The sequence below is a fragment of the Nitrospira sp. Nam80 genome, assembly GCF_965152575.1.
This window is the reverse complement of record NZ_OZ224216.1, coordinates 768,850-793,356: the sequence shown is the minus strand read 5'-3', so window position 1 is coordinate 793,356 and position 24,507 is coordinate 768,850. Positions and strand designations below refer to the sequence as shown.

Annotated in this window: 23 protein-coding genes and 1 pseudogene; 12 read left to right on the top strand and 12 right to left on the bottom strand. The window is 59.1% G+C overall.

The genetic code is table 11. The annotated features are described in order from the left end of the window. Complete coding sequence (locus tag ACWGXE_RS03865) at positions 1-321, bottom strand: AtpZ/AtpI family protein (RefSeq protein ID WP_447601468.1); 321 nt, start codon at positions 319-321, stop codon at positions 1-3. On the opposite strand from ACWGXE_RS03865, the gene ACWGXE_RS03860 reads away from it, so the two are divergent. From ACWGXE_RS03860 to ACWGXE_RS03850, 3 genes are all read left to right on the top strand, one after another. Next, positions 320-1,882 carry an anthranilate synthase component I family protein gene (locus ACWGXE_RS03860; RefSeq protein ID WP_447601466.1) on the top strand — a complete coding sequence of 521 codons (1,563 nt, stop codon included), beginning with the start codon at positions 320-322 and terminating at the stop codon, positions 1,880-1,882. The genes ACWGXE_RS03865 and ACWGXE_RS03860 overlap by 2 nt on opposite strands. Continuing rightward, positions 1,882-2,763, top strand: coding sequence for an aminotransferase class IV (locus ACWGXE_RS03855; RefSeq protein ID WP_447601464.1), 882 nt, complete (start codon positions 1,882-1,884; stop codon positions 2,761-2,763). The genes ACWGXE_RS03860 and ACWGXE_RS03855 overlap by 1 nt, the downstream gene beginning before the upstream one ends. A gap of 137 nt (positions 2,764-2,900) precedes the next feature. Beyond that, on the top strand, positions 2,901-3,566 hold the full coding sequence (locus tag ACWGXE_RS03850) for a lytic transglycosylase domain-containing protein (RefSeq protein ID WP_447601463.1): 666 nt from the start codon (positions 2,901-2,903) through the stop codon (positions 3,564-3,566). Here ACWGXE_RS03850 and nadB read toward each other — a convergent pair. Then, positions 3,487-5,130 carry an L-aspartate oxidase gene (gene nadB / locus ACWGXE_RS03845; protein ID WP_447601462.1) on the bottom strand — a complete coding sequence of 548 codons (1,644 nt, stop codon included), beginning with the start codon at positions 5,128-5,130 and terminating at the stop codon, positions 3,487-3,489. The two genes, ACWGXE_RS03850 and nadB, sit on opposite strands and share 80 nt — an antisense overlap. 22 nt (positions 5,131-5,152) lie before the next feature. Then, a complete protein-coding gene (locus ACWGXE_RS03840; protein ID WP_447601461.1) occupies positions 5,153-5,665 on the bottom strand; it encodes a hypothetical protein in 513 nt (170 codons plus the stop codon). A 102-nt stretch (positions 5,666-5,767) separates the two neighbouring features. Between ACWGXE_RS03840 and ACWGXE_RS03835 the strand changes: the two are divergent. The 4 genes and pseudogenes from ACWGXE_RS03835 to ACWGXE_RS03820 all read left to right on the top strand — a co-directional run. Then, positions 5,768-5,825: pseudogene (locus ACWGXE_RS03835) on the top strand (AURKAIP1/COX24 domain-containing protein); the annotation flags it as partial. Between the two features lie 68 nt (positions 5,826-5,893). Next, on the top strand, positions 5,894-6,112 hold the full coding sequence (locus tag ACWGXE_RS03830) for a DUF6812 domain-containing protein (protein ID WP_447601460.1): 219 nt from the start codon (positions 5,894-5,896) through the stop codon (positions 6,110-6,112). Positions 6,113-6,209: 97 nt separating this feature from the next. Beyond that, entirely contained in the window at positions 6,210-7,943 is a 1,734-nt protein-coding gene (locus ACWGXE_RS03825) for an ABC transporter ATP-binding protein (RefSeq protein ID WP_447601458.1), read from the top strand. A 59-nt stretch (positions 7,944-8,002) separates the two neighbouring features. Further along, entirely contained in the window at positions 8,003-8,440 is a 438-nt protein-coding gene (locus ACWGXE_RS03820; protein ID WP_447601456.1) for a hypothetical protein, read from the top strand. Positions 8,441-8,451: 11 nt separating this feature from the next. On the opposite strand, the gene ACWGXE_RS03815 is transcribed toward ACWGXE_RS03820, so the two are convergent. After that, on the bottom strand, positions 8,452-8,829 hold the full coding sequence (locus tag ACWGXE_RS03815) for a YidH family protein (RefSeq protein WP_447601454.1): 378 nt from the start codon (positions 8,827-8,829) through the stop codon (positions 8,452-8,454). 285 nt (positions 8,830-9,114) lie between these two features. Between ACWGXE_RS03815 and ACWGXE_RS03810 the strand changes: the two genes are divergently transcribed. Both ACWGXE_RS03810 and ACWGXE_RS03805 read left to right on the top strand, forming a co-directional pair. Continuing rightward, the gene (locus ACWGXE_RS03810; protein ID WP_447601452.1) at positions 9,115-10,119 is read left to right on the top strand and encodes a DUF481 domain-containing protein; all 1,005 of its coding nucleotides are present in this window, start codon (positions 9,115-9,117) and stop codon (positions 10,117-10,119) included. Positions 10,120-10,346: 227 nt separating this feature from the next. Beyond that, positions 10,347-10,808, top strand: a complete 462-nt coding sequence (locus tag ACWGXE_RS03805; RefSeq protein WP_447601450.1) for a hypothetical protein — start codon at positions 10,347-10,349, stop codon at positions 10,806-10,808. A gap of 8 nt (positions 10,809-10,816) precedes the next feature. On the opposite strand, the gene ACWGXE_RS03800 is transcribed toward ACWGXE_RS03805, so the two are convergent. From ACWGXE_RS03800 to ACWGXE_RS03790, 3 genes are all read right to left on the bottom strand, one after another. Next, the gene (locus tag ACWGXE_RS03800; RefSeq protein WP_447601449.1) at positions 10,817-12,115 is read right to left on the bottom strand and encodes an MFS transporter; all 1,299 of its coding nucleotides are present in this window, start codon (positions 12,113-12,115) and stop codon (positions 10,817-10,819) included. Between the two features lie 248 nt (positions 12,116-12,363). After that, positions 12,364-12,729: a cupin domain-containing protein gene (locus ACWGXE_RS03795; protein ID WP_447601448.1), complete on the bottom strand. Its 366-nt coding sequence runs from the start codon at positions 12,727-12,729 to the stop codon at positions 12,364-12,366. 267 nt (positions 12,730-12,996) lie between these two features. Next, the gene (locus ACWGXE_RS03790; protein ID WP_447601447.1) at positions 12,997-14,088 is read right to left on the bottom strand and encodes an aldo/keto reductase; all 1,092 of its coding nucleotides are present in this window, start codon (positions 14,086-14,088) and stop codon (positions 12,997-12,999) included. 159 nt (positions 14,089-14,247) lie between these two features. Between ACWGXE_RS03790 and ACWGXE_RS03785 the strand changes: the two genes are divergently transcribed. The 3 genes from ACWGXE_RS03785 to ACWGXE_RS03775 all read left to right on the top strand — a co-directional run bounded on the left by ACWGXE_RS03785 (position 14,248) and on the right by ACWGXE_RS03775 (position 17,330). Further along, positions 14,248-16,203, top strand: coding sequence for a sigma-54 interaction domain-containing protein (locus tag ACWGXE_RS03785; RefSeq protein ID WP_447601445.1), 1,956 nt, complete (start codon positions 14,248-14,250; stop codon positions 16,201-16,203). Positions 16,204-16,435: 232 nt separating this feature from the next. Then, positions 16,436-16,873, top strand: a complete 438-nt coding sequence (locus tag ACWGXE_RS03780) for a hypothetical protein (protein ID WP_447601443.1) — start codon at positions 16,436-16,438, stop codon at positions 16,871-16,873. A gap of 1 nt (position 16,874) precedes the next feature. Next, a complete protein-coding gene (locus tag ACWGXE_RS03775) occupies positions 16,875-17,330 on the top strand; it encodes an OsmC family protein (protein ID WP_447601441.1) in 456 nt (151 codons plus the stop codon). 27 nt (positions 17,331-17,357) lie between these two features. On the opposite strand, the gene ACWGXE_RS03770 is transcribed toward ACWGXE_RS03775, so the two are convergent. The 5 genes from ACWGXE_RS03770 to ACWGXE_RS03750 all read right to left on the bottom strand — a co-directional run bounded on the left by ACWGXE_RS03770 (position 17,358) and on the right by ACWGXE_RS03750 (position 24,482). Beyond that, a complete protein-coding gene (locus ACWGXE_RS03770) occupies positions 17,358-18,218 on the bottom strand; it encodes a universal stress protein (protein ID WP_447601439.1) in 861 nt (286 codons plus the stop codon). Next, positions 18,215-19,168, bottom strand: coding sequence for a 1-phosphofructokinase (pfkB, locus tag ACWGXE_RS03765; RefSeq protein WP_447601438.1), 954 nt, complete (start codon positions 19,166-19,168; stop codon positions 18,215-18,217). Before pfkB ends, ACWGXE_RS03770 begins: the two co-directional genes overlap by 4 nt. Positions 19,169-19,180: 12 nt before the next feature. Beyond that, positions 19,181-20,017, bottom strand: coding sequence for a formate/nitrite transporter family protein (locus ACWGXE_RS03760; RefSeq protein WP_447603864.1), 837 nt, complete (start codon positions 20,015-20,017; stop codon positions 19,181-19,183). A 103-nt stretch (positions 20,018-20,120) separates the two neighbouring features. After that, positions 20,121-22,862: a formate dehydrogenase subunit alpha gene (gene fdhF, locus ACWGXE_RS03755; protein WP_447601436.1), complete on the bottom strand. Its 2,742-nt coding sequence runs from the start codon at positions 22,860-22,862 to the stop codon at positions 20,121-20,123. A gap of 69 nt (positions 22,863-22,931) precedes the next feature. Further along, positions 22,932-24,482 (bottom strand): NADH-ubiquinone oxidoreductase-F iron-sulfur binding region domain-containing protein, encoded by a 1,551-nt coding sequence (locus tag ACWGXE_RS03750; protein ID WP_447601435.1) that lies wholly within the window; start codon positions 24,480-24,482, stop codon positions 22,932-22,934. Positions 24,483-24,507: the final 25 nt, after the last annotated feature.

Sequence of the window (24,507 nt, the reverse complement as noted above, 5' to 3'; positions counted from 1 at the left end):
TTATCGTTCAGGACCACCCGGCGATCCCGGCCACCGTTGAGCGGCGCGATAGGCATTCCGTACTCCGGCGGCCGCGCCAAAAAACATTCCCGCAACCAAACCCCATGGACCAGAATCGAGGAGGTACGTATCAACGGCCCATCCCAATCCACCTCCCACAATCAACGCAGCAAGCAGTTCCGTCCCTATGCGGACGGCCTGTCCGAGCCCCGCATAGAATGGATCGGTGGAGGGGGGCATGACGCACCCACACTTGATGGGCGTCCCTGGCACAAACCTGGGTTCACCTAGGCGGGCGCGCAATTCAAGCAGAATCCCCATGGACTTGTCAAGAAGCGCGGTGCGCGCCCGATTTAAATACGGTATAGTCATCCATTACTCACCCATCGTGACGGTCATGCTGGTCCCTTCACGAGCCGATTACCTCCGTGGTTCTCCGCAACCGCTCGCCCTCATTTTGCCGGAACCGGCGGCGGATGTCTTTGAGCTCCATCAGCGTGTCGCCAGATCCGGTACCCCGTCGTTTCTCCTGGAAAGCGGAGCCTCTCTCACCCAGAGCGCGCGATACTCCTTTTTCGGCAATGAGCCCTATGCCCTGGTGACCGGCACCGAAGCAGGCGCCGTCTTGGAATCGAACGGCCGCACCTGTTCTTTGAATGAATCGGGCCTCGAACATCTCTTCGGGCTGGTCCATGATTCCCACATCGCATCAGGTCCCGGACTTCCGCCGTTTTTTGGAGGGGCAATCGGCTATGTGAGCTACGACTGGATCCGAACCATCGAGTCGATTCCCTCTGTCGCACAGGACGATCTTGGACTGCCGCTCCTTCACTTTGGGCTTGTCGATCTCGTCGCGGCGGTGGACCATACGGACCATCGGCTTTATCTCATGTACTGCCCGCCGCTGTCGCGTTTCCGCTCGGAACCGCGGGAGAAGCTCTATCGTGAAGGCTGTGATCGGCTCGCTGAATGGGAAGCCAGACTGGCCGCCTCCATCGGTTCCATCGACCGGCCGGAGGGACAGGACGCGGTGAATTTTATTCCCGATCAGTCACGTCGAGACTATACCGACCGCGTGCGCCGTTGCCAGGATTACATCGCCGCCGGAGATATTTATCAGGCCAATATTTCTCACCGCTTCACGATCGAAACCGAGCACCGGGCTTCCTCGCTTTTGCGTGATCCGCTGCCGTTCGCACAGTACGGCCGCCTGCGACGGGTCAACCCCTCTCCGTTCTCCGCATGCCTGCGCTTTGACGACCTCGCGCTCGTCTGTTCTTCCCCCGAGCGGTTGATCCGCCTCAGCGGGCGGCGGGTCGAAACGCGTCCGATCGCCGGGACCAGGCCGCGCGGCAAAAGCGACGAAGAGGATCGGCGCCTCGTCACTGAACTCCTGGCCAGTTCAAAGGAACGGGCCGAGCATGTGATGCTGGTGGATCTGGAACGCAATGACTTGGGGCGTGTGTGCGAATACGGATCCGTGCAAGTCGATGACTTCATGACGGTCGAGCAATATTCACATGTCAACCATATCGTGTCGAATGTCTCCGGGACACTGGGGAGCGGGTTCACTGGCCTGGATCTACTTCGGGCCGTGTTCCCGGGAGGCACCATTACCGGCGTCCCGAAGATTCGCTGCATGGAAATTATCGAAGAGTTGGAGCCGACGCGCCGCGGACCCTATACCGGGGCATTGGGCTATCTCGGCTGGAACGGGGACCTCGACTTCAACATTCTCATTCGAACTCTCGTCCTCACGAAGCACCGCGGCTATGTGCAGGTCGGCGCCGGAATCGTCGCCGATTCCGATCCGGACAGCGAGTACGACGAGACGCTGCACAAGGCGGGCGCATTGTTCAAAGCGCTCGGGAGGTCGAACTGATGTGGGTGTTTCTGCATGATCGATTCCTACGCAAGGAACAGGCGCTCATCTCGGTATTCGACCATGGATTTCTCTATGGCGACGGCGTGTATGAAACAATCCGCTCGTACGGCGCCCGAATCTTTATGCTCGATCAGCATCTCAGCCGCCTCTATCGATCCGCCGAAGCGATCGGATTGGACATTCCCATCCCGCGCCACGAGTGGCCAGCGCTGCTACATGAAGCCATGACTCGCAACAACGTGGGACATGAGCGGGCGGACGCCTATCTTCGCATTACCATTTCCAGGGGTGAAGGCGACATCGGACTGGATCCCGCATTGTGCAAGCGTCCGACGGTGGTGATCATGACCAAAGAATTGGCGCCGCCGCCGGAAAGTCAGTATGAAGCCGGGATCGCGTTGACTATCGCCCGCACCAAACGGAATCTGCCCGAAGCCTTGTCGCCCCATATCAAAGCCACAAACTTCCTGAATAATATTCTGGCCAAGCGGGAGGCGATCGCCGCAGGCGTGTTCGACAGTATTTTGTTGAACTGGCGGGACGAAGTGACCGAATGCACGGTGAGCAATTTATTCTTTGTCAACGGGGAGATCCTCTGTACCCCGGCGTTGGAATGTGGGATCCTGGACGGGATTACTCGTCAGATCGTGCTGCTCCTCGCTGCCGAAGCGGGGCTGGAGCGGCGGGAAGGCCGCTATACGCCGCTCGACCTCGCCCATGCCAATGAATGTTTTCTGACCAACACCAGCATGGAAATCATGCCGGTCACCTGGATTGGCGGCGCGCCGGTCGGAGATGGTGCTCCAGGCCCGTACACCCGGCGACTGCGGACACTTTTCTCGCAGAATCGGGAGCGTTTTCTGGAGCCGGCAGATTAGCCCCGTAGCGCACGCATTTTACAGGTCCTCATCGCCGCCCCTTTCGCCATCCCGACGTATTATTTTGACAGCCTGTAAGGCCGGTGGTAGTTTTGAACCATGCCATGTCCCGGTCGGTCGCATGAAGAGTTCTTTCGATGACGCCGAAGTCTTGCGCCCTTCCGGTCATGACGTGCTTCGCCGCCGTTCTAGCCGGCTTCCAACCCGCTCATGCCGATATCTATCAATACATCGATGCCAGCGGCACCATCACGTTGACGAACGTGCCGAACGACCCGCGCTATAAACGGATCATCAGCGAGGCCCCACGACCGCGAACATTGATATCGAGACACGAGCTTGAGCCGGTCATTGCGCGCCATTCGAGAAGACATGGCCTTCATCCGGCGTTGATTCGTGCCGTCATTAAAGCGGAATCGGACTTCGATCCGATGGCTATCTCGCGGGCCGGCGCCGTCGGATTGATGCAATTGATGCCCCAAACGGCGATGCAATTAGACGTGCAGGATATGTATAATCCTGATCAGAACATCGGAGGCGGCACCAAATACCTGCGGCAGTTGCTCGATCGCTTCAACGGAAATTTGCCTCTCGCCTTGGCCGCGTATAATGCCGGAGAAACCGCCGTGGACCGGTATCAAAGCCTTCCGCCATTCGAAGAAACCCGCCGCTACGTCAAGAAAGTCTTGTATTACTACCGCGCCTTTCTCCTGAACGAGCGAATCACGCCCTTACCCCCGGCCCGGTCGCGCGCCGCCGGAATTCGATCAACGATCCTCGCTCCTTCCGCGGCTTCCCGCTGACAATCGAATCGGCCATGGAAATATGGCTGTGTTGCTTCCAGCCCGGCCGCTTCCCCGGTGGAACATCGGAGCGATAATGGGCGCCGATGCTGTTTTCCCGCCACAGCGCCGCATCTGCGATACACCGTCCCACCTGCACCATGTTTTTGACTTCCAATGCCACCCTGGTCGTAAACGATCTGGAAAGCATGCGGCTCCAACGCGATAACTGCGCGGATGCACTGATCAACGAATCACGGGACCGCACCAGGCCGACCTTGCCCCACATCAGACGACGCAAGGAGCTGCGCAACTTTTCCGGGTCCTCCAGTTCAGCCGCCTCACCGGCTTCAAGCTCTTCCAAGTCGGGCATCCGAACGGCCGCCTCCTGAATTTCCGCCTGCTCGATCGCGGCGCGAGCCGCTCTCGTCCCGAAGACCAATCCTTCGAGCAACGAGTTGCTGGCAAGCCGATTGGCTCCATGAACGCCGCTGCAGGCCACCTCTCCGGCGGCATAGAGACCGGGAAGCGTGGTCGCTCCATTGAGATCGGTCCATACGCCGCCCATCATGTAGTGAGCGCTCGGAGAAACCGGAATCCATTCTTCCGTCATGTCGATGTCGTACCGCAGACAGGTCGCGTAAATCGTCGGGAACCTCCGCTTCACAAACGCCGCGCCCAGATGAGTGACGTCGAGATAGACGTGACGCGCCCTCGTGGCGGCCATCTCCGACCAGATCGCCCGAGCCACCACATCGCGGGGCGCCAATGGGCCGTCCGGATGATAGCGATGCATGAAGAGCTCGCCTTTGATATTGCGCAACCGGCCACCTTCGCCGCGAATGGCTTCGGACAGCAAAAACGGTGGACTGGACGGCAGGTACAGCGAGGTGGGATGGAATTGGACGAATTCCATGTCGGCGAGGACAGCCCCAGCACGCAGCGCCATGGCGACCCCATCTCCCGTCGCGCTCGGCGGATTGGTGGTGCGGGCATAGATCTGACCGGCGCCGCCGGTCGAGAGCACCACCGCGCCGGCCGGTAGAATGGAGCGTTCACCCGACAACTCGTTGAGGACGACGGCGCCCCGACAGCGACCGTCTACGGTCACGAGATCGACGGTGAAGTGTCGATCGACCCGCTGAATCCGGGCCTGCCGCGCCGCATGCGCCATCAGCGCCCGGACCATTTCGTTGCCGGTGGCGTCCCCGCGCGCCCGCAGAATCCGGCTCCGGCTGTGGGCGGCTTCACGGGTAAATGCGAATTTTCGCCCGGTCTTGTCGAACTTCGCGCCCCACGCGATGAGTTCCTGAATCCGCTCCGGCCCCTCCTCCACCAGCACGCGGACGGCCTCTTCGCGGCAGAGTCCATGGCCGGCCTTCAGCGTATCCGTCAGATGGATGCTGACATCATCTTCTTCGCTCAACGCCACGGCCACACCGCCTTGCGCGAACATGGAGCTGCTCTCATAGGGATGCCCCTTGGTCAGCACGAGGACACGGCCGGCCTTGCTGAGTTCGATGGCGGCACGGAGGCCGGCCACGCCGCTTCCGATCACGAGAAAATCCGTTTCAGTCTTATTCATTGCCCGGCGCATGGCCGTCCCGTTACTTTTGAGGGGAAGAGAAACCGGGTTCGATGCCGGCTGTCCGGCTTTGCATGCCGAACGGCAGATCGCCTTCCACGTCCCGCAACAAGATCGACTGGACACCGGTCCACTGCAGGCGGGCATGACCCCGCTGCCGGATGCCGGCATCGGAAGAGTCCCGTTTCCATTGCCCCTGCCAATGAACGAACACATCCACCGTATCGCCGTCGATCAGCATACGGTCAATGGCGAATTCCAGCACGATGTCATGATACGCGTCAAAGTCGTTCAGCACGTCGCGTTGGAGCGGATCGAGACGACCGGACGGCAACAGCAGGCTCTCGAAGCCGCCGCGGTCTCGCTCGGCATACGCGCGGCGCAGCGCCTCAACGGCGGCATCGATGCGGATGATGCGATCATGATCCTCCTTATACTGGATCGACTTGGTCGCACACCCGATCGCCGAGGCCGATAGGAGGAACAAGGCGAGGGAGCAGAGAAACCGCGCCCGCCACGTCGTCCGTTGAAACATGCTGCAGTATAGGAATCCGCTTTCCGGCACGTCAAGGCGAGAGGAGGTTCTTGCATTTTGGGATAAAAGACTCTAGACTCCCGCGCGTACAAGAGAGGTCGTATGTCGAGCGTTCTGAAGAAGCGCCGGAAAAAAATGCGCAAGCACAAGTACAAAAAGTTGCGCCGGCGTCAGAAGTTCTTGCGCCGCAAGAGCTGATTGATGTCAACATAACGGACGGAGGCATCCGTGCCCGAAGGAAAGAAAGTTCGCATCCGCGTTCGAACGGTGAATTGCACCTACGTGGGAGATTTCTTGATTCCTCCGATGCGGAACCGCGTGTCCGATGCCATCAATGAAGAGCAGCGGCTGTTTATCAGTCTGACCGATGTCGTGATCAATGAGAAGGATCGGTCCGACTTCGTCGCGATCAACAAGAACCTAATCGAATCGATCGCCCAACTGTAGTCCGCCCTCTCGCCGGCCGGTCGCATAATTCTGGCTGCCGGCCTGACGCGCAGCGCCTCGGCTCACCATCGATCGTTCCTAACTGTATCCGGCTGTCATGATGTCCTCGTACCGGCGGTTTTTGCCTTTTCTTCGACCCTACATCCCGCGGATGATCGTGGCGGCCTTGTTCGTCATGGCCGTGGCGGCCGTCAATCTCGCATTGATTCGTCTGGCCGGCTCACTTTGGGATGTGATTACCGTTCAACACGACCAGCAGCGCATGACCGAATTCATCGCCATCTTTCTAGGCCTGGTCGTCGTCCAAGGTCTCTGTTCCATCGGCCATAGTTATCTGACGGCATGGGTCTCCCAGCATGTGGTCGCCGATTTTCGCACTCACCTCTTCGCCCACCTTCAAACCCTGTCGGTTAGTTTCTTCGCCAAACGCCGGACCGGCGAGCTGATGTCCCGGCTCATGAACGACGTAACGGTAATTCAAAACGTGGTGACCGAGGCGCCGATCGAGTCGGCCAAACAATCGGTAACATTTGTCGGAGGAGTGGCGTTCCTGCTGGTGATGAATTGGCGACTGTGCCTGCTCATCCTGTTGCTGTTGCCACTGCTGGTCCTCGTCGCAAAATTTTTCGGCAGGCGGCTGAAAGCGCTCTCCACGTCGATTCAGGACCGCACCGCGTCCATCAGCACGCTGGTCGAGGAGGTCATCGCCGGGATCAGAGTCGTGAAGTCGTTCGTTCAGACGGCGCGCGAGGAACGCCGATTCGTCGGCCAGATTCGGACGGCATTGAGCTTGGCCCTTCGCCGGGCGGCCGTCATGGCCGTGTTTGTGCCGGTCATCACCCTGCTTACCTTTGCGGCGGCGGCGGCGGTCCTCTGGTACGGCGGCCGGCAGGTCATTGAAGGGGCCGTCACGCCGGGCGATCTGTTCGCCTTCGTGCTCTTTGCCGGAATCTTGATCGGGCCGTTCGGGTCTGCGGCTCGAGTGTTCGCTCAGATCAAGGAAGCCCAGGGTGCCATGCAGCGGGTATTCGAAATTCTCGATACGCAGCCCGAGGTGGCCGATGCGCCGGCGGCCGTTGAGCTTCCCCCCGTCTCCGGCGCCATCCAGGTCACAGGAGTCGGATTTTTCTATGATTCTCGGCATCCCGTTCTGAGCGATCTCTCTTTTGAAGCGGCTCCGGGAGAATTGATCGCGATTGTCGGGCCCACCGGCGCCGGCAAAACAACAATCTTGAACCTCCTCCACCGATTTTACGACCCGACTGAAGGCGCCATCACGCTCGACGGGTACGATTTAAGACATGTCACATTGGAAAGTTTGTATCGCCAGATCGCCCTGGTCCCGCAGGAAACCGTTCTGTTCGGCGGCACGATTCTCGAAAATATCCGCTATGGCCGGGAAGAGGCGACCGAAGAGGAAGTCTTTGAGGCAAGCAAGGCGGCCCATGCCCATGAATTCATTACGGCCTTCCCGGATGGATACGACACTATCGTCGGCGAAAAGGGCATCAATCTGTCCGGGGGGCAGCGGCAGCGCTTGGCGATCGCCCGCGCCATTCTCAAGAACCCGCGTCTCCTGTTGCTCGACGAGGCGACCTCCTCATTGGATACCGAATCGGAACGTCTCGTACAGGAGGCGCTCGATCGGCTGATGGTGGATCGGACGACGTTCGTCGTCGCCCATCGACTCCCCACGATTCAACGCGCCGACCGAATTCTCGTCATCAATAAGGGACGGCTCGTGGAGGAAGGAACTCATGCGTCGCTCATGGAAGGAAAAGGCCTCTACCATTATCTGTACACGCTGCGGCTGGCCGAACTTCCGTCGTGACGGCTGCTTCCTGGACTGGAAACCGGAGCGCGATGGAAGAAACCTGCTACAATAGGAGCATGGCATTGTCTCCCGGCACACCGGTTGACCCGATACCAGCCCATGTACGCAACAGCATTTTGGATCTGCGCCAGGGATTGCTCCGGCTCCACAGAACGCTGATCGTGGCTGAACAGCTCACCTATGAGCGAATATACGGGCGCATCGAATCCACCGGCCAATTGCTCCAATTAGTCATGAAAGATCCGTGGTTCGCCTGGCTGCATCCGTTATCCAACCTGTTGGTTCGGATCGATCAGATGCTCGAAGAGGAAGCCGAGGCCAGCGTCGCCAAGGCGTCCGGTCTGCTCGACGAAGCACGGACTTTACTACGGCCGTCCGAGATGGGCGACGGATTCGAACGGAGCTATTACGAAGCGCTCCAGCGGATGCCCGACGTCGTGCTCGCGCACGCGCAAGTCAAAAAACTGCTGACGGCCGTCCCGTCGCTCACCTGACTTTCCTGCCGTTACCGGGCATCTATTCCGTAGAGCAGATACCCCGTGAGCGCGGCCCCGAGCAGGGCCACCAGGGCATTGACGTAAATCCCGATCGTGGCTCGATAGCCCTCGGGAATCTCCACCGGCTTCAGCGTGCGCAGTACCGCCCGATACTGGACAATCGCTGCGACCGCAGTTACCGCGCCGAGCACGATGAACCCGATTCCGATCCAAAATGATAAGCCGCCGATGCCCGGCATTCCCGGTTGAGGTGTGAGCGCGCGCAGCAGCAATCCCGAGCGTTCGATGACGAAGCCGAATGCCATCAACGTCAGACTGGTCCGATTCCAGGCCAGCAGGGTTCGTTCGGCGGCAAAGAACACCCTCGGATCATTCAATTGAGACATCGTCCGTCCTCACGTTACCGGCGACGACTATAAGGCTTGTCTTTCCGTCAGCGCGCCGCGCTACGCCATGAGCGCAGGCAGCACTATACCACCCCCGCCCTCTCGTTCAGTGAGCATTGGTGTCTGCTGCGTTCATTGTCTCGCGTGCAGAGACGATTGTCTCTTGCAACTTTTTTCTATGATGTTTACCTTCGGAGCTTTAGATGGTATGAGTCAGCTTCCGTATTGACCACAAGCCGTTCAACTTCACATCCCATCAATCTCGGATCGAGGATGAGCACCACCGTGGGGCGCATAGTATGTCTGCTTGGTTGTTGTGTCGGGGCTTTGTGGTGGACATGCGCCCGCGCAGACGAAGTGCTGCTCTCCAACGGCGATCGTCTATCCGGGCAAATCATGAAAATGGAAGATGATGTCCTTACGCTTCGCACGAACTATGGAGGCGAAATCAAAATTACATGGGGAGAGGTGCGGAACCTCAAATCGGACAAACCCATCACGCTGAAAGTGCCGGGCAAGTCGAACGGGATCGTATCCGATTTTCTGATCGGCGGCTATGACTTTATCGAGGTGAACGACCTGTCGCCGGATAATCCCGTGCCCCTTGCCAATATCAGAGGCATCAACATCGGATACGTCCAGTATCAGGGCAATTTCACCTTGGGCGGCAACAGCACTTCCGGCAATACCAGCACCAAGGCAGTCAATGGCGCGGCCCGTCTCACGGTACGCGCGGATCGACATCGCTTATTTGTCGAAGCCAAATACAATTACGGCGATGCCGACGGACGGCTGACGGCCAGAAATTCCATGGCTCAGGCGAAGTATGACTATTTCATCAGCAAGAAGGTTTTTCTCGATGCATTCGGACTCTGGGAAAAGGATACCTTTCAGAACTTGCAATTCCGCAATACATTAGGCGCCGGCATCGGCTATCAGTTTTTCGATACCGGTCTCACCTCTTTGTCGACTTCGGTCGGACTCGGCTATGTCAGCGAGCATTTTACGACAACTCCTCAGACCCAGACCCCGTCTTCACGGTGGGGTGTGCGTTTCCAGCACAAACTGATTCCGGACCGCCTCACCATTTTTCACAAGCATGACGGCTTTTATGACTTGAGCCATGGAAACGGCATGCGCATCAACGCGGATACCGGTCTCCGGGTGTTTGTGTATAAGGACTTTTATTTCAATCTGGAATACGATCTCAGGCTCAACACGCAACCGGCGCCCGGACGCCAAAAACTCGATGAAGCCTTCATCTTCGGCATCGGATACGAACTCAAATGACGCCATGCGCGGTCCACAAGATGTGACCCCGACCGCCACCCCCGTCTGACTGCTAGAGATCTTACCAGTTGCCCAACTAGCCGGCCTTTGCTGGAATAGTGCCTACAGCAGTGCAGAGTTGCTTGCCTGAAGAGCCCGGTCGAACATCGGCCGTCCGGGCTCGATCCTTCATGTTATCCGAGAAAGTGCGATAACCAGGCCGTTCCAGCACAATCAAGGAGGCTCGGATGATCCCCTCGACAACCTCGCGCGTGCAAGAACATACGGATGAAACAATCAATCAGGCAATCCGCCGCCGGACGGAGCAGAGCATTCACTATTATGCCGGAGAGGGTCGATCCCGTCTTGATGATCGTCTCATGGAACTGGAGTACGAATGGGACATGGAGCGGGTGCTTGAGGCGAATGCGGCCGGTGCATCATTGATCGGCTTGGGTCTTGGATGGTGTGCCGGCCGCCGGTGGTTTATTCTGCCGGGGATCGTTGCGGGGTTTCTCTTGCAACATGCCGTCCAAGGTTGGTGCCCGCCGGTCGAGCTGTTTCGGCGACTGGGTTTCCGCACGGCGAGTGAAATCGAGACCGAACGGTATGCGTTGAAAATCATCCGCGGAGACTTCCATGACTTGACACAGGAGCAGAATCCGTCTTCGGATCGAATTCGTCACATTTTGGGGATCATCGAGCGGTGAGAGATCCGCTATCCGGTGGCAGCCAGCGCCTGCTTGCCGGATTCCGCGCGGGCATAGCGATAGCACCAGGGAAGCATCGCGAAGGTAAAGGCGCCGGCGGCTAAACTGACGCCTCCTACCGTCAAGACACTGAGCACCGGTTCGTAGGCGTCGGCAAGCCAGCCGAAGACGGTCATGCCGAGCATGGCGAATGCCAAATAGCCGGTATTGAAGACACTGAATATGCGGGCGAGAAGTTGTTTCGGCGAGCGTTCTTGAAGCGAAACAGAGACGAAGGGATTCACCAACCCGGAGCTCGCCCCGATAATCGCGATGAACAGCGCGGCAAGGGGAATCGACCGGATGGAAGCGAGCAGCAGCGCCGCGCCTCCCGCGAACCCCGCCGCGATCCCGATCATCCAGACACGGCGACACAATCCGATTGGTTTGCTGGCCAGCAGCCACATCGTCGTGATCAGAATCCCCGCGCTCAATGATGCCCACAACCATCCGATCTCGAGCGCATTGGCCCGTAACAACTCCCTGCCGATCACCGGCAACAGATAAATGAACCCCGTCGCTCCCAACGTATAGACAGAAGAAATGGCCATCAACACCACCAACAGCCGGTGTCGCACGAAGATAAAGGTGAATCCCTCCTTCAAGTCATGTAGAGCTTGGCGGTAGAGATGCTTGAAGTTTGAGGGGACCACTTTGTGTGGAATGCGCAAGGGGATCTTGCACAAGGCGGAGATCAGAAACGTTCCGGCATTGACGAATAACACATTCTGCGCCCCCATGATCGCGATCAGCATGCCGCTGATGGCGGGGCCGATGAGCTGGCCGATCGTCATCGTGCTCTGATCCAAAGCATTGATCTGCGTCAATTGCTCCTTTTTCACAATGAGCGGTTCGGAGGAGCTCAGCGCCGGGCCGAACGCCATGGAAAACATGGCCGTGATGAACACCAGAGCGTACAGCGAATACAATGTCAGCAGATCCCACATGTACAGGAGAGGAATGACTGCGAGCAGGCAGGCTCTTGCGACGTCGATGACGATCATGGCCGTACGTTTATGGATCCGATCGAGCAGGACGCCGGCGAAGGGCCCGAACAGCAGCGGTGGAATAGTCTGCAGGATGCCGATCGTCGTCATTTTGAGCGCCGATCCGGTCATGTTGTAGACGAACCAGAGTAGAGCGACCTTACTTAGGCCCTCCCCCGTTTGCGAGATCAGTTGACCGGTCCACAACCACGCTACATTGCGATTTTTGAGCAATGCGCGCCAGTCGGCCAGTTGTCCCGACTGCCGCTCCCGCTTCGCCATACAGGTCTCCCATTCGTCCAACAGGCAGGCGGCTGCCACCCTCAGGCAAGAACCCCGAAAGGAATGATGCAATCAATGGGCCTCGATACAGGCGGACTCTAAAGTAAACGATCCTCAATCGAAATCTGTCACGCCGCGCCCCGCGGGCTAAGAGGGACTGTCTGTCGAGGGACACTTTGTCCAGGGAATGGAAGGCACAGCCCTATGGCAGCCACTGGCGTTTGAAGGATGGAAGAGATCAAGCCGCATTACGAGGAATCGCGGTGGACCGTTTTGGGGGAAAAGGCCGGGAGGCAGACGGCAATGTATTCAGCCCCCTCCGGCCCCGGCGTGCTGTATCGAACCCATACGCCTCGCGGCGCGATGACCGCCTGCCCCGCATGGACATCGAGGCTTCCCGATTTCGTTTCCACATGAAGCACGCCGCGCAGCACCAGCGTGTACTCATCAAACTCGGGAGCTTGTCCCGGCTCGACCCATCCGGATGGACTTTGCATTCGAGCCAGGCTGACGTCCGCGGTACGTGAGTTCACCAGGCCAATGAACTCATCGATGAGTTTCGGCTTATTGCCTGCCGCCTCAACTCGCGTGGGCCGTTCGATCAATTTCGCCATGCGACCTCATCGTTTCTCAGGACTGAATCCAGCCACCACGATAGAAAGTCCTTGTCCCTTCTGTAACACCTCAAGATAGACCCATCCTAAAGTTTGACATACATTGCCCACCCGAAATCAACACGCAAGGAGCATAAAAATCTGGGCATCGCGTCTCGCCAAGTTAGCCATTACTATACAACTAGCCCCAAACAGAAAATGTCGAGATAGTTCCGGCGGACCAAGCGCGGCCAGTTCGGCACTCCCAATCCGAATATCCGTACCGAGCTACGAGATCCCGTGCTGCTCACGCCCGACCGGACCGTCATAACGGTTGGACGATTTGAACAATTCAAACTTCCCGCTTTTCGCGTAAGGCGCCACGCGGCTGCGCAAGGCCTCCATGTCGGCGACCGTCATCGGCGTGAACCGCCGCACAATATCGAGGTTCTGCCGCAGCACCGTTCTGGAATCAATCCCGCTTACCAATGTCGCGATCGGCAAGCTTAAGACATATCGGAGCGCCTCCTCGACCGAGACGATTCCCTGTTCTATGCTTTCTGCGTTCCCGCTCAACGACTTCATACCGATCGGGGCGATGCCTCGCTGATTCAGAATCGGCAACACGTCCTGTTCGAAACTGCGATAGGTCCCATCGAACACGTTCAGCGGCATCTGGCACGTGTCGAACGGAAAGTCATGCGCCAGCATCTTGAGATGAATCGCGGGATCCTTGTGGCCTGTGAAACCGATAAACCGAACCTTGCCTTGTTCCTTTGCCTCCAACAGCGCTTCGGCGGCCCCGCCAGCCATAAAATGCCGATCGGGGTCGTCTTCATAGACCACCTCATGGATCTGCCAGAGATCCAGATAGTCCGTCCGCAAGCGACGCAGCGACTCTTCGAGTTGCCGCAGGGCCACGTTCTTGTCTCGCCCGTGGGAGCAGACCTTGGTCATGAGGAACACCTGCTGCCGCCGTCCTTGCAGCGCCTTTCCCATCCATTCTTCCGAGCGTCCTTGATGGTATTCCCACGCGTTATCCATAAAGGTCACGCCTTCGTCAATCGCTTCGTGTAAGACCCGGATCGCTTCCGTTACCGATTCTATTCTCGCCAAGTGAGCGCCGCCGAAGCACAAGGCCGATACTTCCACGCCGGTTTTTCCCAATACGCGACGCGGAATAGTTCCTGCGCCCGGTCGGACATTGGCTGGGGGCGCCTCGTGGGCGTCCGAAGCCCGTTCCGCTCGTTCCGCCATGGCGTGACTGAAAGGGCCCGGATGCAGTGCGAGGATCGACCCCCAGAGGCCCAATCGCTTGAGCATGGACCGGCGGTTTATCTCGCCATACCAAAATCCGTGCGGCGGTCTTTGATCGTCCATGATGCCCCTTTCCGGTTGTTTCTGTAGGAAGTCACAGTTCGATTCAGCGTAAGGGGACGTCCTACACTAATCAATGGACCGCTCCGCACGGAGGCCTCCCCTTGCGGAATCCACATAGGACCCGCATAATGGCGGCCATCTCACATCGCCCGTTCGACTATGTCAGGCGGTCCGACCGACATCCCGCTGCCCCTTCGCGGCCTCGAAACAGACGCGGCGCTTCGCGCCATTCTCCAGGGCACCGCCATGGAGACAGGCGAAGGCTTTTTTTCCGCGCTCGTGCAGAATCTAGCCAAGGCGTTGCACACCCACGGCGCATGGGTAACCGAATATTTCCCTGAACGACGAACGTTGCGGGCACTGGCCTTCTGGATGGATGGCCAATGGATCAAAGACTATGAAGTCGACATCGCCGGATCTCCCTGTGAACAAGTCATCGACAGCAAAGGACTGGTCCATTTCCCCGATCGATTAATCGACATCTTTCCGGATGAGCCGGATGTGAAGGCGTTGGGCGCCGTCAGCTATATGGGTGCTCCATTGCTGGATGTAGACGGCAATATCCTGGGTCATTTGGCCGTGGTCGACCGGCGCCCGATGCCGGACGAGCCCTGTCTCCATGCGATTTTTCAGATCTTCGCCGCCCGAGCGGCCGGGGAACTCCAGCGGCTGCGCGCCGAAACCGCCGTGCGCGAACGGGAAGAAAAGGTCGGCCGTCTACTCAACAGCGCGATGGATGCGATCATTGAGTTGGACGCGCACTTTCGGATCAGCCGGGTCAATCCGGCGACCGAAAAGGTCTTCCGCTGTCCCGCCGGCGAAATGGTCGGACGGGATCTTCGCTTCTTCTTAAGCCCGGAAGACGGCGCACGACTCCTACCCTTGGTTACAGAACTGAACGAGCGGCCGGAAGGCCAACGGTCGCTCTGGATCCCGGGCGGCCTCACCGCTCACTGCCAAGGCGGGCAATCCTTTCCGGCGGAAGCGACTCTGTCCCGCTTTGACATGCACCGAGCAAAATTCTACACGGTCATTCTGCGCAATGTGCGGGACCGCGTGGAGGCGGAGCAACGCATTCAATCGCTCACCGATGAAACCGCGTTGCTGCGCGAAGCGCTTGAGGCGGTCCACGGCGACGGCGCCATCCTTGGAGACAGCCCGGCGCTGCGCCATGTTCTGCTCGACATCGCCAAAGTGGCGCAAACCGACGCCACCGTTCTGATCATGGGGGAAACCGGAACCGGCAAGGAGTTGGTCGCCCGCGCCCTCCATGCTACCAGCCGGCGCAGTGATCGGCCGCTCATTACCGTGAACTGCGCCGCGATTCCGGCGGCCTTGATCGAAAGCGAGTTCTTCGGCCATGAGGCGGGCGCCTTTACCGGCGCCACCAAGAAACGCGAGGGGCGTTTTGCACTGGCCGACCAAGGCACGATCTTTCTCGATGAGATCGGCGAGTTGCCGCTTGATCTCCAAGGGAAATTGTTGCGAGTGCTCCAGCAAGGGGAATTCGAGCCGGTGGGCAGCTCGCGGACCAGGAAGGTGGCCGTTCGCGTCCTGGCCGCAACGAACCGCGACCTGCTCGCGGCGACGCAGCAGGGACATTTCCGCCAGGATCTGTTTTATCGATTGAACGTGTTCCCCATTCTGCTGCCGCCGCTGCGGGAACGAAGCGACGATATCGCCACGCTGGCATCCGCATTCGCTCACCGGTTCGCCAAGCAAATGGGGCGGAGGATCGCGCCGCTGACCTCGGACTGTATCAGGCGGCTCAAAGCCTATCCTTGGCCGGGGAACGTGCGCGAATTAGAGAATGTCATTGAACGAGCCGTCATCACGGCATCGGATGGCCGGCTGAACTTTGATCGTGCGCTTCCCGACATGCCATCGTCCCGCACCGTCTCCTCGGAAGATTCCCCGACCCCGGATGGCTCCATCCGCACGGCGAAAGAGTTGGAAGAGTTGGAGCGAACGAACATCCTGCGCGCCCTCCAGTCGGCGGCCTGGAAGGTCTCCGGCGATAAGGGTGCGGCGCGCTTGTTGGGTATGAACGCCTCCACGCTAAGCAGCCGGATGAAAGCGCTCGGAATTTTAAAACCCACCAAAGCTGAATCCTAATTCACAGTCCGGCTCCATTCAGATTCACTCTCCCGACCCGCTATTCACTGCATCGCTGCTCACACCTCTCCGAACTCATTGTTCATCAAGAGCCCGTCGCCGCGGCGCCGGAACCGCATCCACACTATCTTCTTGAGTAATCAAAGAATTCATTGCCGCCGGGTGGCCGGCATCAATCGTGCTGAGACAGCGGTTGTCAGATGATTCGAACGGGAACCAAGGAGGGGCGATCATGAACACAACAACAAGCGATCTCGTCTGGTGGTACTGGGTGGTGACGGTTGCATTGCTCGCCGCCGGCCTCGCTGGATGGTCCTGGGGAGTCCCGTTCGCGATGGCGCTCTGCGCGACTCAGATCGTGCATTTCAGAATGCACACCGGCAGCCTCAGTTCGTTCCCCGTGCAGGTGAGGACGACATACATACTGTTGCTGGCTCTTGGACTTTGGTCTCCGCTGCAGTGGATTCATCTGGTGCAGCTAATCGGCACCTCGGCGCGTGTCCTGATCGGCTATTGTCTGCTGGCCCGGGCTCTCTCATTGGCGCCGTGGAATCGCGTCGAGCCCTTGTCGGTCGCGCTGGCGCGGAGGACCTTTCTTTCAATACGGTCCGCGATCGCTTGCTCCGGCTCGCTCATGCAATCTGATCCAGACGAAGCGGAAGGGTACTGACATGAACTGGGCGGACCTGTGTCGATCAGCAGACCGGTTCCTGTTGCGGAGCATTATTCGCCATCAGCACAACCAAGGAGGACAGGGGCGCACCGCGCCTTTCGTGGTCGAGACGGCGGAACCGCCGGTCCTGCTCGGTGATGACCAAGCGCCCAATCCGGCGGAATTTGTCTTACATGCCCTGGCCGCCTGCCTCACCACCTCGCTCGTATACCATGCAGCGGCGCGCGGCATTCACATCGAATCGCTGGAATTGCGCCTGGAAGGGGATCTCGATCTACAAGGATTTTTGGGACTATCCAATGACGTTCGAAAAGGATTTCGGCAGGTCCGAGCCACCTTCACGGTGAAAAGCGATGATGGCAAGGAACAATTGGAAGAAGTGACGAAGTTCTCACCCGTCTATGACGCAATCGCCATCCCCGTGGCCGTAGCGGTGTCCGTGGAAAAAGTTTAGACGACCGGCGTCTCACCCGTTCATGCTTCAACGCACGACCAGCACGGAGCATTTGCTGTGCTGCACGATTCTGGTCGAGACACTGCCCAGGAGAAACCGCGCGATCGCGCCCAAGCCTTTCGCGCCGGTGACGATCAGATCCGCTTTCTTCTTCGCCGCGATCTTGAGCACTTCATCGGCCGGTTTCCCGAGGCGCACCACGCCGTCCACCACATACCCCGCTTTAATCAGTTTTTCCGCATTCTGTTCCACCAGATGACCGCCCGATTCCTTCAGTTCCGGATAATTGAGGTACGGCACCGCGTGCACCAGGACGATCTCAATGGGATTCTTTCCCGATTGATTTGCCACGTCGGGCCTCAATTTCGTCAGCAGAAACTGCAGGCCTTTGTCGGCCGCCTTCGACCCGTCCGTCGCGAACACGATTCGATTCAGAGGGCGCGGTTCTTCCTTGACCACCATGACCGAACAAGGCGCGTGCAGAGTCACCTGCGTGGAGGTGCTGCCCAGCATGAAGCGGTCCAGCGCGTCCAACCCCCGACTTCCCACCATGACCAGACCATCGCGCTTGGGCGTTTTATCCAAGATAGTCGGACCGATTGGCCCCTGCGCCCTCACCACCCTGCCTTTCAATTTCATCACACTCATAAATTGCTTGGCTTCCGCCATGGTAGTCTTTGCCCGCGCCTCAAGCTGCTTAATCTCCTCCTGCACGATCCGCTCGTTGGCCCACACAACCGGTTGTGCCATGAACGGCGCCCGCAATGAGGCCACATCGACCACGTGCAGAATCGTGACGGCCGACGGAGTAGCCAGGGGCAGTTGCCCCAACCATTCCATCGCCCACTTGCCATATTTTGATCCGTCATGCCCCACCAGAATATTCATGCATTACCCTTTCCATGTGAACGGATGTGTTCAAGCCGAACGCGCGGTGCCAATCGTTGCACATCGCGCAATCGACAGAGTTGATTACCGGGCGCCAGTGTCGCCGCCGTGCCGGCGGCGGCGGCGAAGCGCAGACAGTCCTCCAACGATTTCCCTCCCGCATGGGTGCAGACAAAGCCCGCCACAGCCGAGTCTCCGGCTCCAACCGTACTCCGTACGCGGACCGCCGGCGGCACCACCCGGCAACGGCAGCCGCCGGTCACCATCAGCAGACCTCGAGGTCCCATGGATACGAGGACGATCTCGATCCCGTCCCGATGAAGTTGCGTGGCCGCGGTCAGGATCGCGCGCTCCGACCGTAGCGCCAGGCCGGTCAACCGGCGCAGTTCATTGACATTCGGCTTCATCGCGAACGGCTGGGCCGTCAGGCCGACTTTCAGAGCCGGTCCGTCCGTATCGAGCACCGCTCTGGCGCCCTGGTTCTGAACGAGAGTGATAACCTGCCGATAGGCCTCGACCGGAACACCCCGCGGCAAGCTGCCGCTTAGCACCACGTAGGAATCCCGCAGATCAAGTAGGCGCAAGTGGGTCAGAAACGCGTTCCACTCGTCCTTTGTGACCGTCGGGCCTCGCGCATTGAGCATAGTCTGGGTCCCGCGGCTGAGCGCCCCGATAATGATATTCCGCCGGGTCTCCTGCGAAATCGGCGTGAAGTAACAGGTGACGCCTTCCTTTTTCAGTAAATCGAGCATGATTTGCCCGTTGTGTCCGCCGATAAATCCCAGCGCCATGCTGTCGCTGCCTAAACGACGGATGGCACGCGACACATCGATGCCCTTGCCGCCGGCATACAGGCATTCCGACGTCACGCGATTCGCATCGTGGATCCACAAATCCTGCACATCCAGGAAATGATCGAGTGCCGGATTGAGTGTGACGGTATAGATCATCGGCCCCGCTGCTTACGGTTTGCGTCCGCGAAGATACACGAACCAATAGACGAGCGCCACCAAGAGGGTGCCACCCGCGATATTGCCAACCGTAACAAAAAAGAGATTGGAGAATACCTGGCTCATGCCGATCGGGGCGGCGCTGGTCGCAGTCAGCATCATACCCATGGGCAACAGGAACATGTTGGCAACCGAATGCTCGAACCCACAGGCGACGAAGGCGCTGATCGGGAGCAGAATCGCCAGGATCTTGTCCGCCACCCCGCGGGCCGCCATGCAGAGCCAGACGGCGAGACAGACCAGCACATTGCAAAGCATGCCGCGCGCGATAGCGGCACTGGAATCCAGCGACACCTTTCCGCGTGCGATGCGCACGATCGTGTCGCCCACCGCTCCATCTCCCAATGTATGAATTCCGGCCATAAAGACCAATAGTGCGGTGCCGATGGAGCCGGCGAGGTTGCCCAGATAAACCCACCACCAGTTACGGACCAGCTGGCCTGTCGTCACTCGGTTCGCAGCCCAGGCCATCGCCAGCAGATTGTTTCCCGTGAATAATTCGGCGCCGCCGACGACGACCAGCACGAGGCCGAGGCTGAATGCCATCCCTCCCGCAATGCGGCTGAGCCCGAAAGGCATCGAACCGGCGCCGGGCCCGTTGGTCATCGCGACGGTATAAAAGAGCGCCCCCAGCGAAATAAAAGCTCCAGCCAGCACCGCGAGGGCGATTAGAGTCGTCAGCGGAGCATGGGCCTTGACTACACCGACATCCCGAACACGGACGGCCACTTCCGTGGGAGCATAGGCGTCGAACAGAGGAACCTGGCTCGCAGGAGAAGGGGCATCCATGCTGTGCCGATCGGTGACTCTCTGAGGTCCGAATAGCATGTGACCAGCCCGCAGGTTCTTCACAGGTAGACGATGCATGGCGATGAATCGAGGCTTTCCCTTGCTACGTAATCAATCGCGCGTGCACCGCCCGCGTATCCGCCGATTCAGCGGCCGCGACCGGTTCGGCCGCTGTTCGTTCGACTCTCACCGCCGAGACCTTGTACTCGGGACACTTGGAACTCTCGTCCGCGCTCGACGACAACAGCCGGTTGACCTGGCTGCCGGGAAAATGAAAACTCGTGAAGAGCTCTCCCTGCCGAACCCGCTCGCTGATGACGACGGGCAAGAGCGCATCGGATCGCCTGCTGACGAGGCGGACCACTTCTCCTTCTCGACAGCCCACTGTCTCGATATCTTTCGGATGCATTTCCAGCACATCGCCGTCCACGAGTCGCATGATCTCCGTCCGTCTGGTTTGCGCTCCACAATTGTAATGTTGAAGCACCCGGCCCGTGATGAGAACAAAAGGGTACTGCTGGTCCGGTACTTCCCCGGGCGGCAGATATTCGACACCGACGAACCGTGCCTTGCCTTTGGGAAACTTGTCGCCATGCATCAAGGCGGTACCGGGATGCAGAGCCGTCGGCACCGGCCACTGCAACCCGCCGGCCTGTTCAAGCCGCTCATAGGATACACCGGCCCACATCGGAGTCAGCCGGGCAATCTCCATCATGATGTCGGCCGGATGCGCATAGGCCATTGGATAGCCCATCCTGGCGGCCACTTCGCACACCACTTGCCAATCCGGCAGGATGCCGTCGGGCGGCTCCATAACCTTCCTGATCCGCTGAATGCGCCGTTCCAAGTTCGTGAATGTTCCGTCCTTTTCCAAAAACGATGCGCCGGGAATCACCACATGCGCATGCTTGGCCGTCTCGCTCATGAAGAGATCCTGGACCACCAGAAAGTCGAGACTTCGCAGTGCGTGATGAACCTTCTTGAGGTTCGGGTCGGTTTGCGCCACGTCGTACCCAACGATCCATAAGCCTTTGAGCCGCCCTTCCAAGGCCGCATCCCACATGTCCGGGATTTTCATGCCTCGCGTGGTGGGCAAAGGCCGTCCCGTAATTCGATGATGCAGCTCGCCAAGCACCGGATCGTTGAACGGCTGATATCCAGTGAAATACGTGGGAAGACAGCCGACATCCGACGCGCCTTGCACGTTGTTCTGCCCGCGCAGCGGATTGACACCGGTGCCGGGCCGGCCGACATTCCCCGTGGCCAGAGCCAGGTTGCAGATCGCCATGACGCCATGGCTACCCCATCGATGCTCCGTCACGCCGAGGCCGTGCATGCAGAGTGACGCGCCGCTTGTCGCGTATCGGCGAGCGGCTTGCTTGATTAGTTGAACCGGCACGCCGGTGATTTCTTCGGTGACTTCAGGAGTGCACGGTTGGACTGATGCCAGCCAGTCCTGGACGCCTTCCGTCCGCTCATCGATGAACCGTCCATCCAGTAATCCTTCTTTGGCGATCACATGCCCCAAGCCGTTCAACAGCGCCACATTCGTTCCGGGCCGTAACTGCAAGTGAAGATCCGCCAGACGCGCCAGCTCGGTCCGGCGCGGATCGATCACAATGAGCGGCACGCCGCGGCGCGCCGCCCGCTTGATATGGGCGCCGATTACAGGATGCGACTCGGTCGGATTGGCGCCGACGATCATGATGAGCTCGGCCAGATCGTAGTCCTCGATGGAATTGGTGGCGGCTGATGCTCCCAGCGTTTCCATCATGCCGGTCACGGTGGCGCTGTGGCAGACGCGCGCGCAGTTGTCGATATGATTGGTGCCCACGACACAGCGCATGAACTTGCCGAACAGATAATTTTCCTCGTTCGTACCGCGGCTGGAGGAAATGGTAGCCACTGCATCAGGTCCGTGGTTTGCAACGATGCGGGTCAATTCACGGGCGATCCGATCCAACGCGGCGTGCCAGGAGACCTTTTCCCATTCTTGTCCGTTCCGAATTAGAGGTCGGCGTAACCGATCCTCTGCATAAATATAGGTCCAGCCGAACCGGCCTTTCATGCAAGCATGCCCATGGTTCGACGGGCCTTCGTCCGCCGGTATCATACTAACGACTCGCCCGTCCCGCACACCTGCGTTCATCACGCATCCCACGCCGCAATAGGCGCAGGTCGTACGGATGGTCTCGGTCGGTCTTCCCTGTTCAAGAACAGTCTTCTCGGTCAGCGCACCAGTCGGACATTCCTTGACGCAGGCTCCGCACGACACACAATTCGACTGGAAAAATCCCGGACCACCGTCGATCAATGGTCGCGATCCGGCGATCGGCCTCGTATCAAAGCCCCGCCCAATCATGGTCAGGGCGAAGGTACCCTGAATTTCGTTGCAGGCCCGGACGCACCTGGCACAGGAAATACAGATGGCATTATCAAAGATGAAAAACGGATTCGAGGCATCACGAAAGGCGGTCCGGTGGGCAGATTGATGATATCGGACTGTACTGACGCCATATGCCAGCGCCAGCTTCCGGAGCACGTCCGGCATCTCGGCTTCTTTGCCCTGTTCGGAGAGATACAGTTCGATGATGTTCCGCCGATGGCGGCGGAGCTGCCCGCTCTCGGTTCGAACGACCATCCCGTTCCGCGCCGGCGTCGTACAGGAGGCCGGTGTTCCCGATTGCCCCTCCACTTCACAGAGACAGAGGCGGCAGGACCCGAACGGCGCGAGGTGATCCGAAGCACAGAGGCTCGGGATGGCAATGCCGGCCCTCTTCGCCGCTTGATAGACCGTGTCGCCCGGTGACGCAGCCACGGAACGATTGTTGATGGTGAGCCGCATATCAACTATGAGTTCGAGTTATGAGTTCTGAGTGAACTGGACGTTGAGTCATCATCATTCGGCATTCCTTCACCGGCCTCGCGTTCGAAACTCAGCAGGAAAGTGCTCGATGGCGGTCAGCACGGGATAGGGCGCGCGACCGCCGAAGGCACAGAGGCTGGCCATCTTCATCGTTTCGCCGAGATCGAACAGCAATTCGATATCCTCGGACGTGCCTCGGCCGATCTGAATCCGTTCGAGCAACTCACGACTCCGCAATGATCCGACTCGACAGGGCGTACATTTCCCGCAAGACTCGGTCGCGGCGAAGGCCATAAAATGATGGGCCAAGTCCAATATGTCCGTCTCATGGTCATAGACCACGATACCGCCATGGCCGAGGATTGCGCCGGCCTTAGAAAACGCCTCGTAACAGATCGGGATATCCAGTTTGGATTCCGGAAACAGGCTACCAAGCGGCCCGCCGACCTGCACGGCCTTCAATCGCGAACCGGGAGCCATCCCGCCGCCGAATCGCTCCAGCACCTCCCGGAGCGTCAGCCCGAACGGAACTTCAACGATCCCCGGCTGCTTCACTCGGCCGCCAAGCTGTAGGACCACCGTGCCACGTGAATGTTCCGTGCCCATCGAGGCGTGCCAGGCGCCGCCGCGCGAAAGAACGGCGGGCACAATGGCGAACGTCAACACATTGCTCACGACGGTGGGACTGCCATACAGGCCTGACACGGCCGGATAAGGAGGCTTGGCCCGCACATCGCCGCGCCGGCCTTCAATCGACTCGAGCAACGCCGTCTCTTCTCCGCACACATACGCGCCCGCGCCGCTCACGACCTCAATGGGGAACTGCTCGCCGTCCAGGTCTAACAGGCCGGCTTGGTCGGCTTTTTGGATGGCGGCGCGGATGGCCCAGGTGGCGGCAGGATATTCATGACGGCAGTAGACAAAGGCTCGGTCCGCCCCGATCGCACGCGCGCATATCAGAATTCCTTCCAGCAACCGGAAAGGGTCGCCTTCCATGATCATCCGGTCGCAATAGGTACCGGCATCTCCTTCGTCGGCATTGACGACGATATATTTGTAATCCGCCTCAGTCTCACGCGCGATGTGCCATTTATTCCACGAGGGAAAGGCCGCCCCACCGCGGCCACGCAGCTGGGACACCCTGATCTCCTCGATGATGGCTGCGGGCGCCATGGCTAGGGCTGTTTCAAGCCCCTTAAACCCGCCCCGCGATTGATACTCGTCGAGCGCCAGCGGCTGTGTCAGGCCGAAATTTTCGAAGGTGCAACGGGTCTGGCGACTGAGAAATGGAATAGTATCAACCGGCGTGCCTCCGATTCCCAACTTGATCCGAGGCAAATCCTCCACAGTCACGCCGAACCAGGCCGTGCGCCCGTTGGAAGTCTCCCGTTCAACCATTGGTTCAAGGAAAAACGCGCCGCGTGAAGAGGTCCGTATCAGCTGGAGATCGGGATCGTCGGTCCAGGCTTCCGCCAAGTGAGCAGTACCGGCGGCACGGGAGGACGTGTCATTCGGGAGATATAAGCGGACCGGCGATCCCGAGGAAAGATTTACTCCGCTTCGGTGCCGACGTTCGCTGGCTTTCGATGGAAGAGTCATCGGGCGTATCTCCTCATGTACGCTC

Coding starts and splice junctions, on each gene's coding strand:
- ACWGXE_RS03860 (WP_447601466.1), top strand. CDS start 320: ATGGACTTGTCAAGAAGCGCGGTGCGCGCCCGATTTAAATACGGTATA.
- ACWGXE_RS03865 (WP_447601468.1), bottom strand. CDS start 321: ATGGGGATTCTGCTTGAATTGCGCGCCCGCCTAGGTGAACCCAGGTTT.
- ACWGXE_RS03855 (WP_447601464.1), top strand. CDS start 1,882: ATGTGGGTGTTTCTGCATGATCGATTCCTACGCAAGGAACAGGCGCTC.
- ACWGXE_RS03850 (WP_447601463.1), top strand. CDS start 2,901: ATGACGCCGAAGTCTTGCGCCCTTCCGGTCATGACGTGCTTCGCCGCC.
- nadB (WP_447601462.1), bottom strand. CDS start 5,130: ATGAATAAGACTGAAACGGATTTTCTCGTGATCGGAAGCGGCGTGGCC.
- ACWGXE_RS03840 (WP_447601461.1), bottom strand. CDS start 5,665: ATGTTTCAACGGACGACGTGGCGGGCGCGGTTTCTCTGCTCCCTCGCC.
- ACWGXE_RS03825 (WP_447601458.1), top strand. CDS start 6,210: ATGATGTCCTCGTACCGGCGGTTTTTGCCTTTTCTTCGACCCTACATC.
- ACWGXE_RS03820 (WP_447601456.1), top strand. CDS start 8,003: ATGGCATTGTCTCCCGGCACACCGGTTGACCCGATACCAGCCCATGTA.
- ACWGXE_RS03815 (WP_447601454.1), bottom strand. CDS start 8,829: ATGTCTCAATTGAATGATCCGAGGGTGTTCTTTGCCGCCGAACGAACC.
- ACWGXE_RS03805 (WP_447601450.1), top strand. CDS start 10,347: ATGATCCCCTCGACAACCTCGCGCGTGCAAGAACATACGGATGAAACA.
- ACWGXE_RS03800 (WP_447601449.1), bottom strand. CDS start 12,115: ATGGCGAAGCGGGAGCGGCAGTCGGGACAACTGGCCGACTGGCGCGCA.
- ACWGXE_RS03795 (WP_447601448.1), bottom strand. CDS start 12,729: ATGGCGAAATTGATCGAACGGCCCACGCGAGTTGAGGCGGCAGGCAAT.
- ACWGXE_RS03790 (WP_447601447.1), bottom strand. CDS start 14,088: ATGGACGATCAAAGACCGCCGCACGGATTTTGGTATGGCGAGATAAAC.
- ACWGXE_RS03785 (WP_447601445.1), top strand. CDS start 14,248: ATGTCAGGCGGTCCGACCGACATCCCGCTGCCCCTTCGCGGCCTCGAA.
- ACWGXE_RS03780 (WP_447601443.1), top strand. CDS start 16,436: ATGAACACAACAACAAGCGATCTCGTCTGGTGGTACTGGGTGGTGACG.
- ACWGXE_RS03775 (WP_447601441.1), top strand. CDS start 16,875: ATGAACTGGGCGGACCTGTGTCGATCAGCAGACCGGTTCCTGTTGCGG.
- ACWGXE_RS03770 (WP_447601439.1), bottom strand. CDS start 18,218: ATGAATATTCTGGTGGGGCATGACGGATCAAAATATGGCAAGTGGGCG.
- pfkB (WP_447601438.1), bottom strand. CDS start 19,168: ATGATCTATACCGTCACACTCAATCCGGCACTCGATCATTTCCTGGAT.
- ACWGXE_RS03760 (WP_447603864.1), bottom strand. CDS start 20,017: ATGGATGCCCCTTCTCCTGCGAGCCAGGTTCCTCTGTTCGACGCCTAT.
- fdhF (WP_447601436.1), bottom strand. CDS start 22,862: ATGCGGCTCACCATCAACAATCGTTCCGTGGCTGCGTCACCGGGCGAC.
- ACWGXE_RS03750 (WP_447601435.1), bottom strand. CDS start 24,482: ATGACTCTTCCATCGAAAGCCAGCGAACGTCGGCACCGAAGCGGAGTA.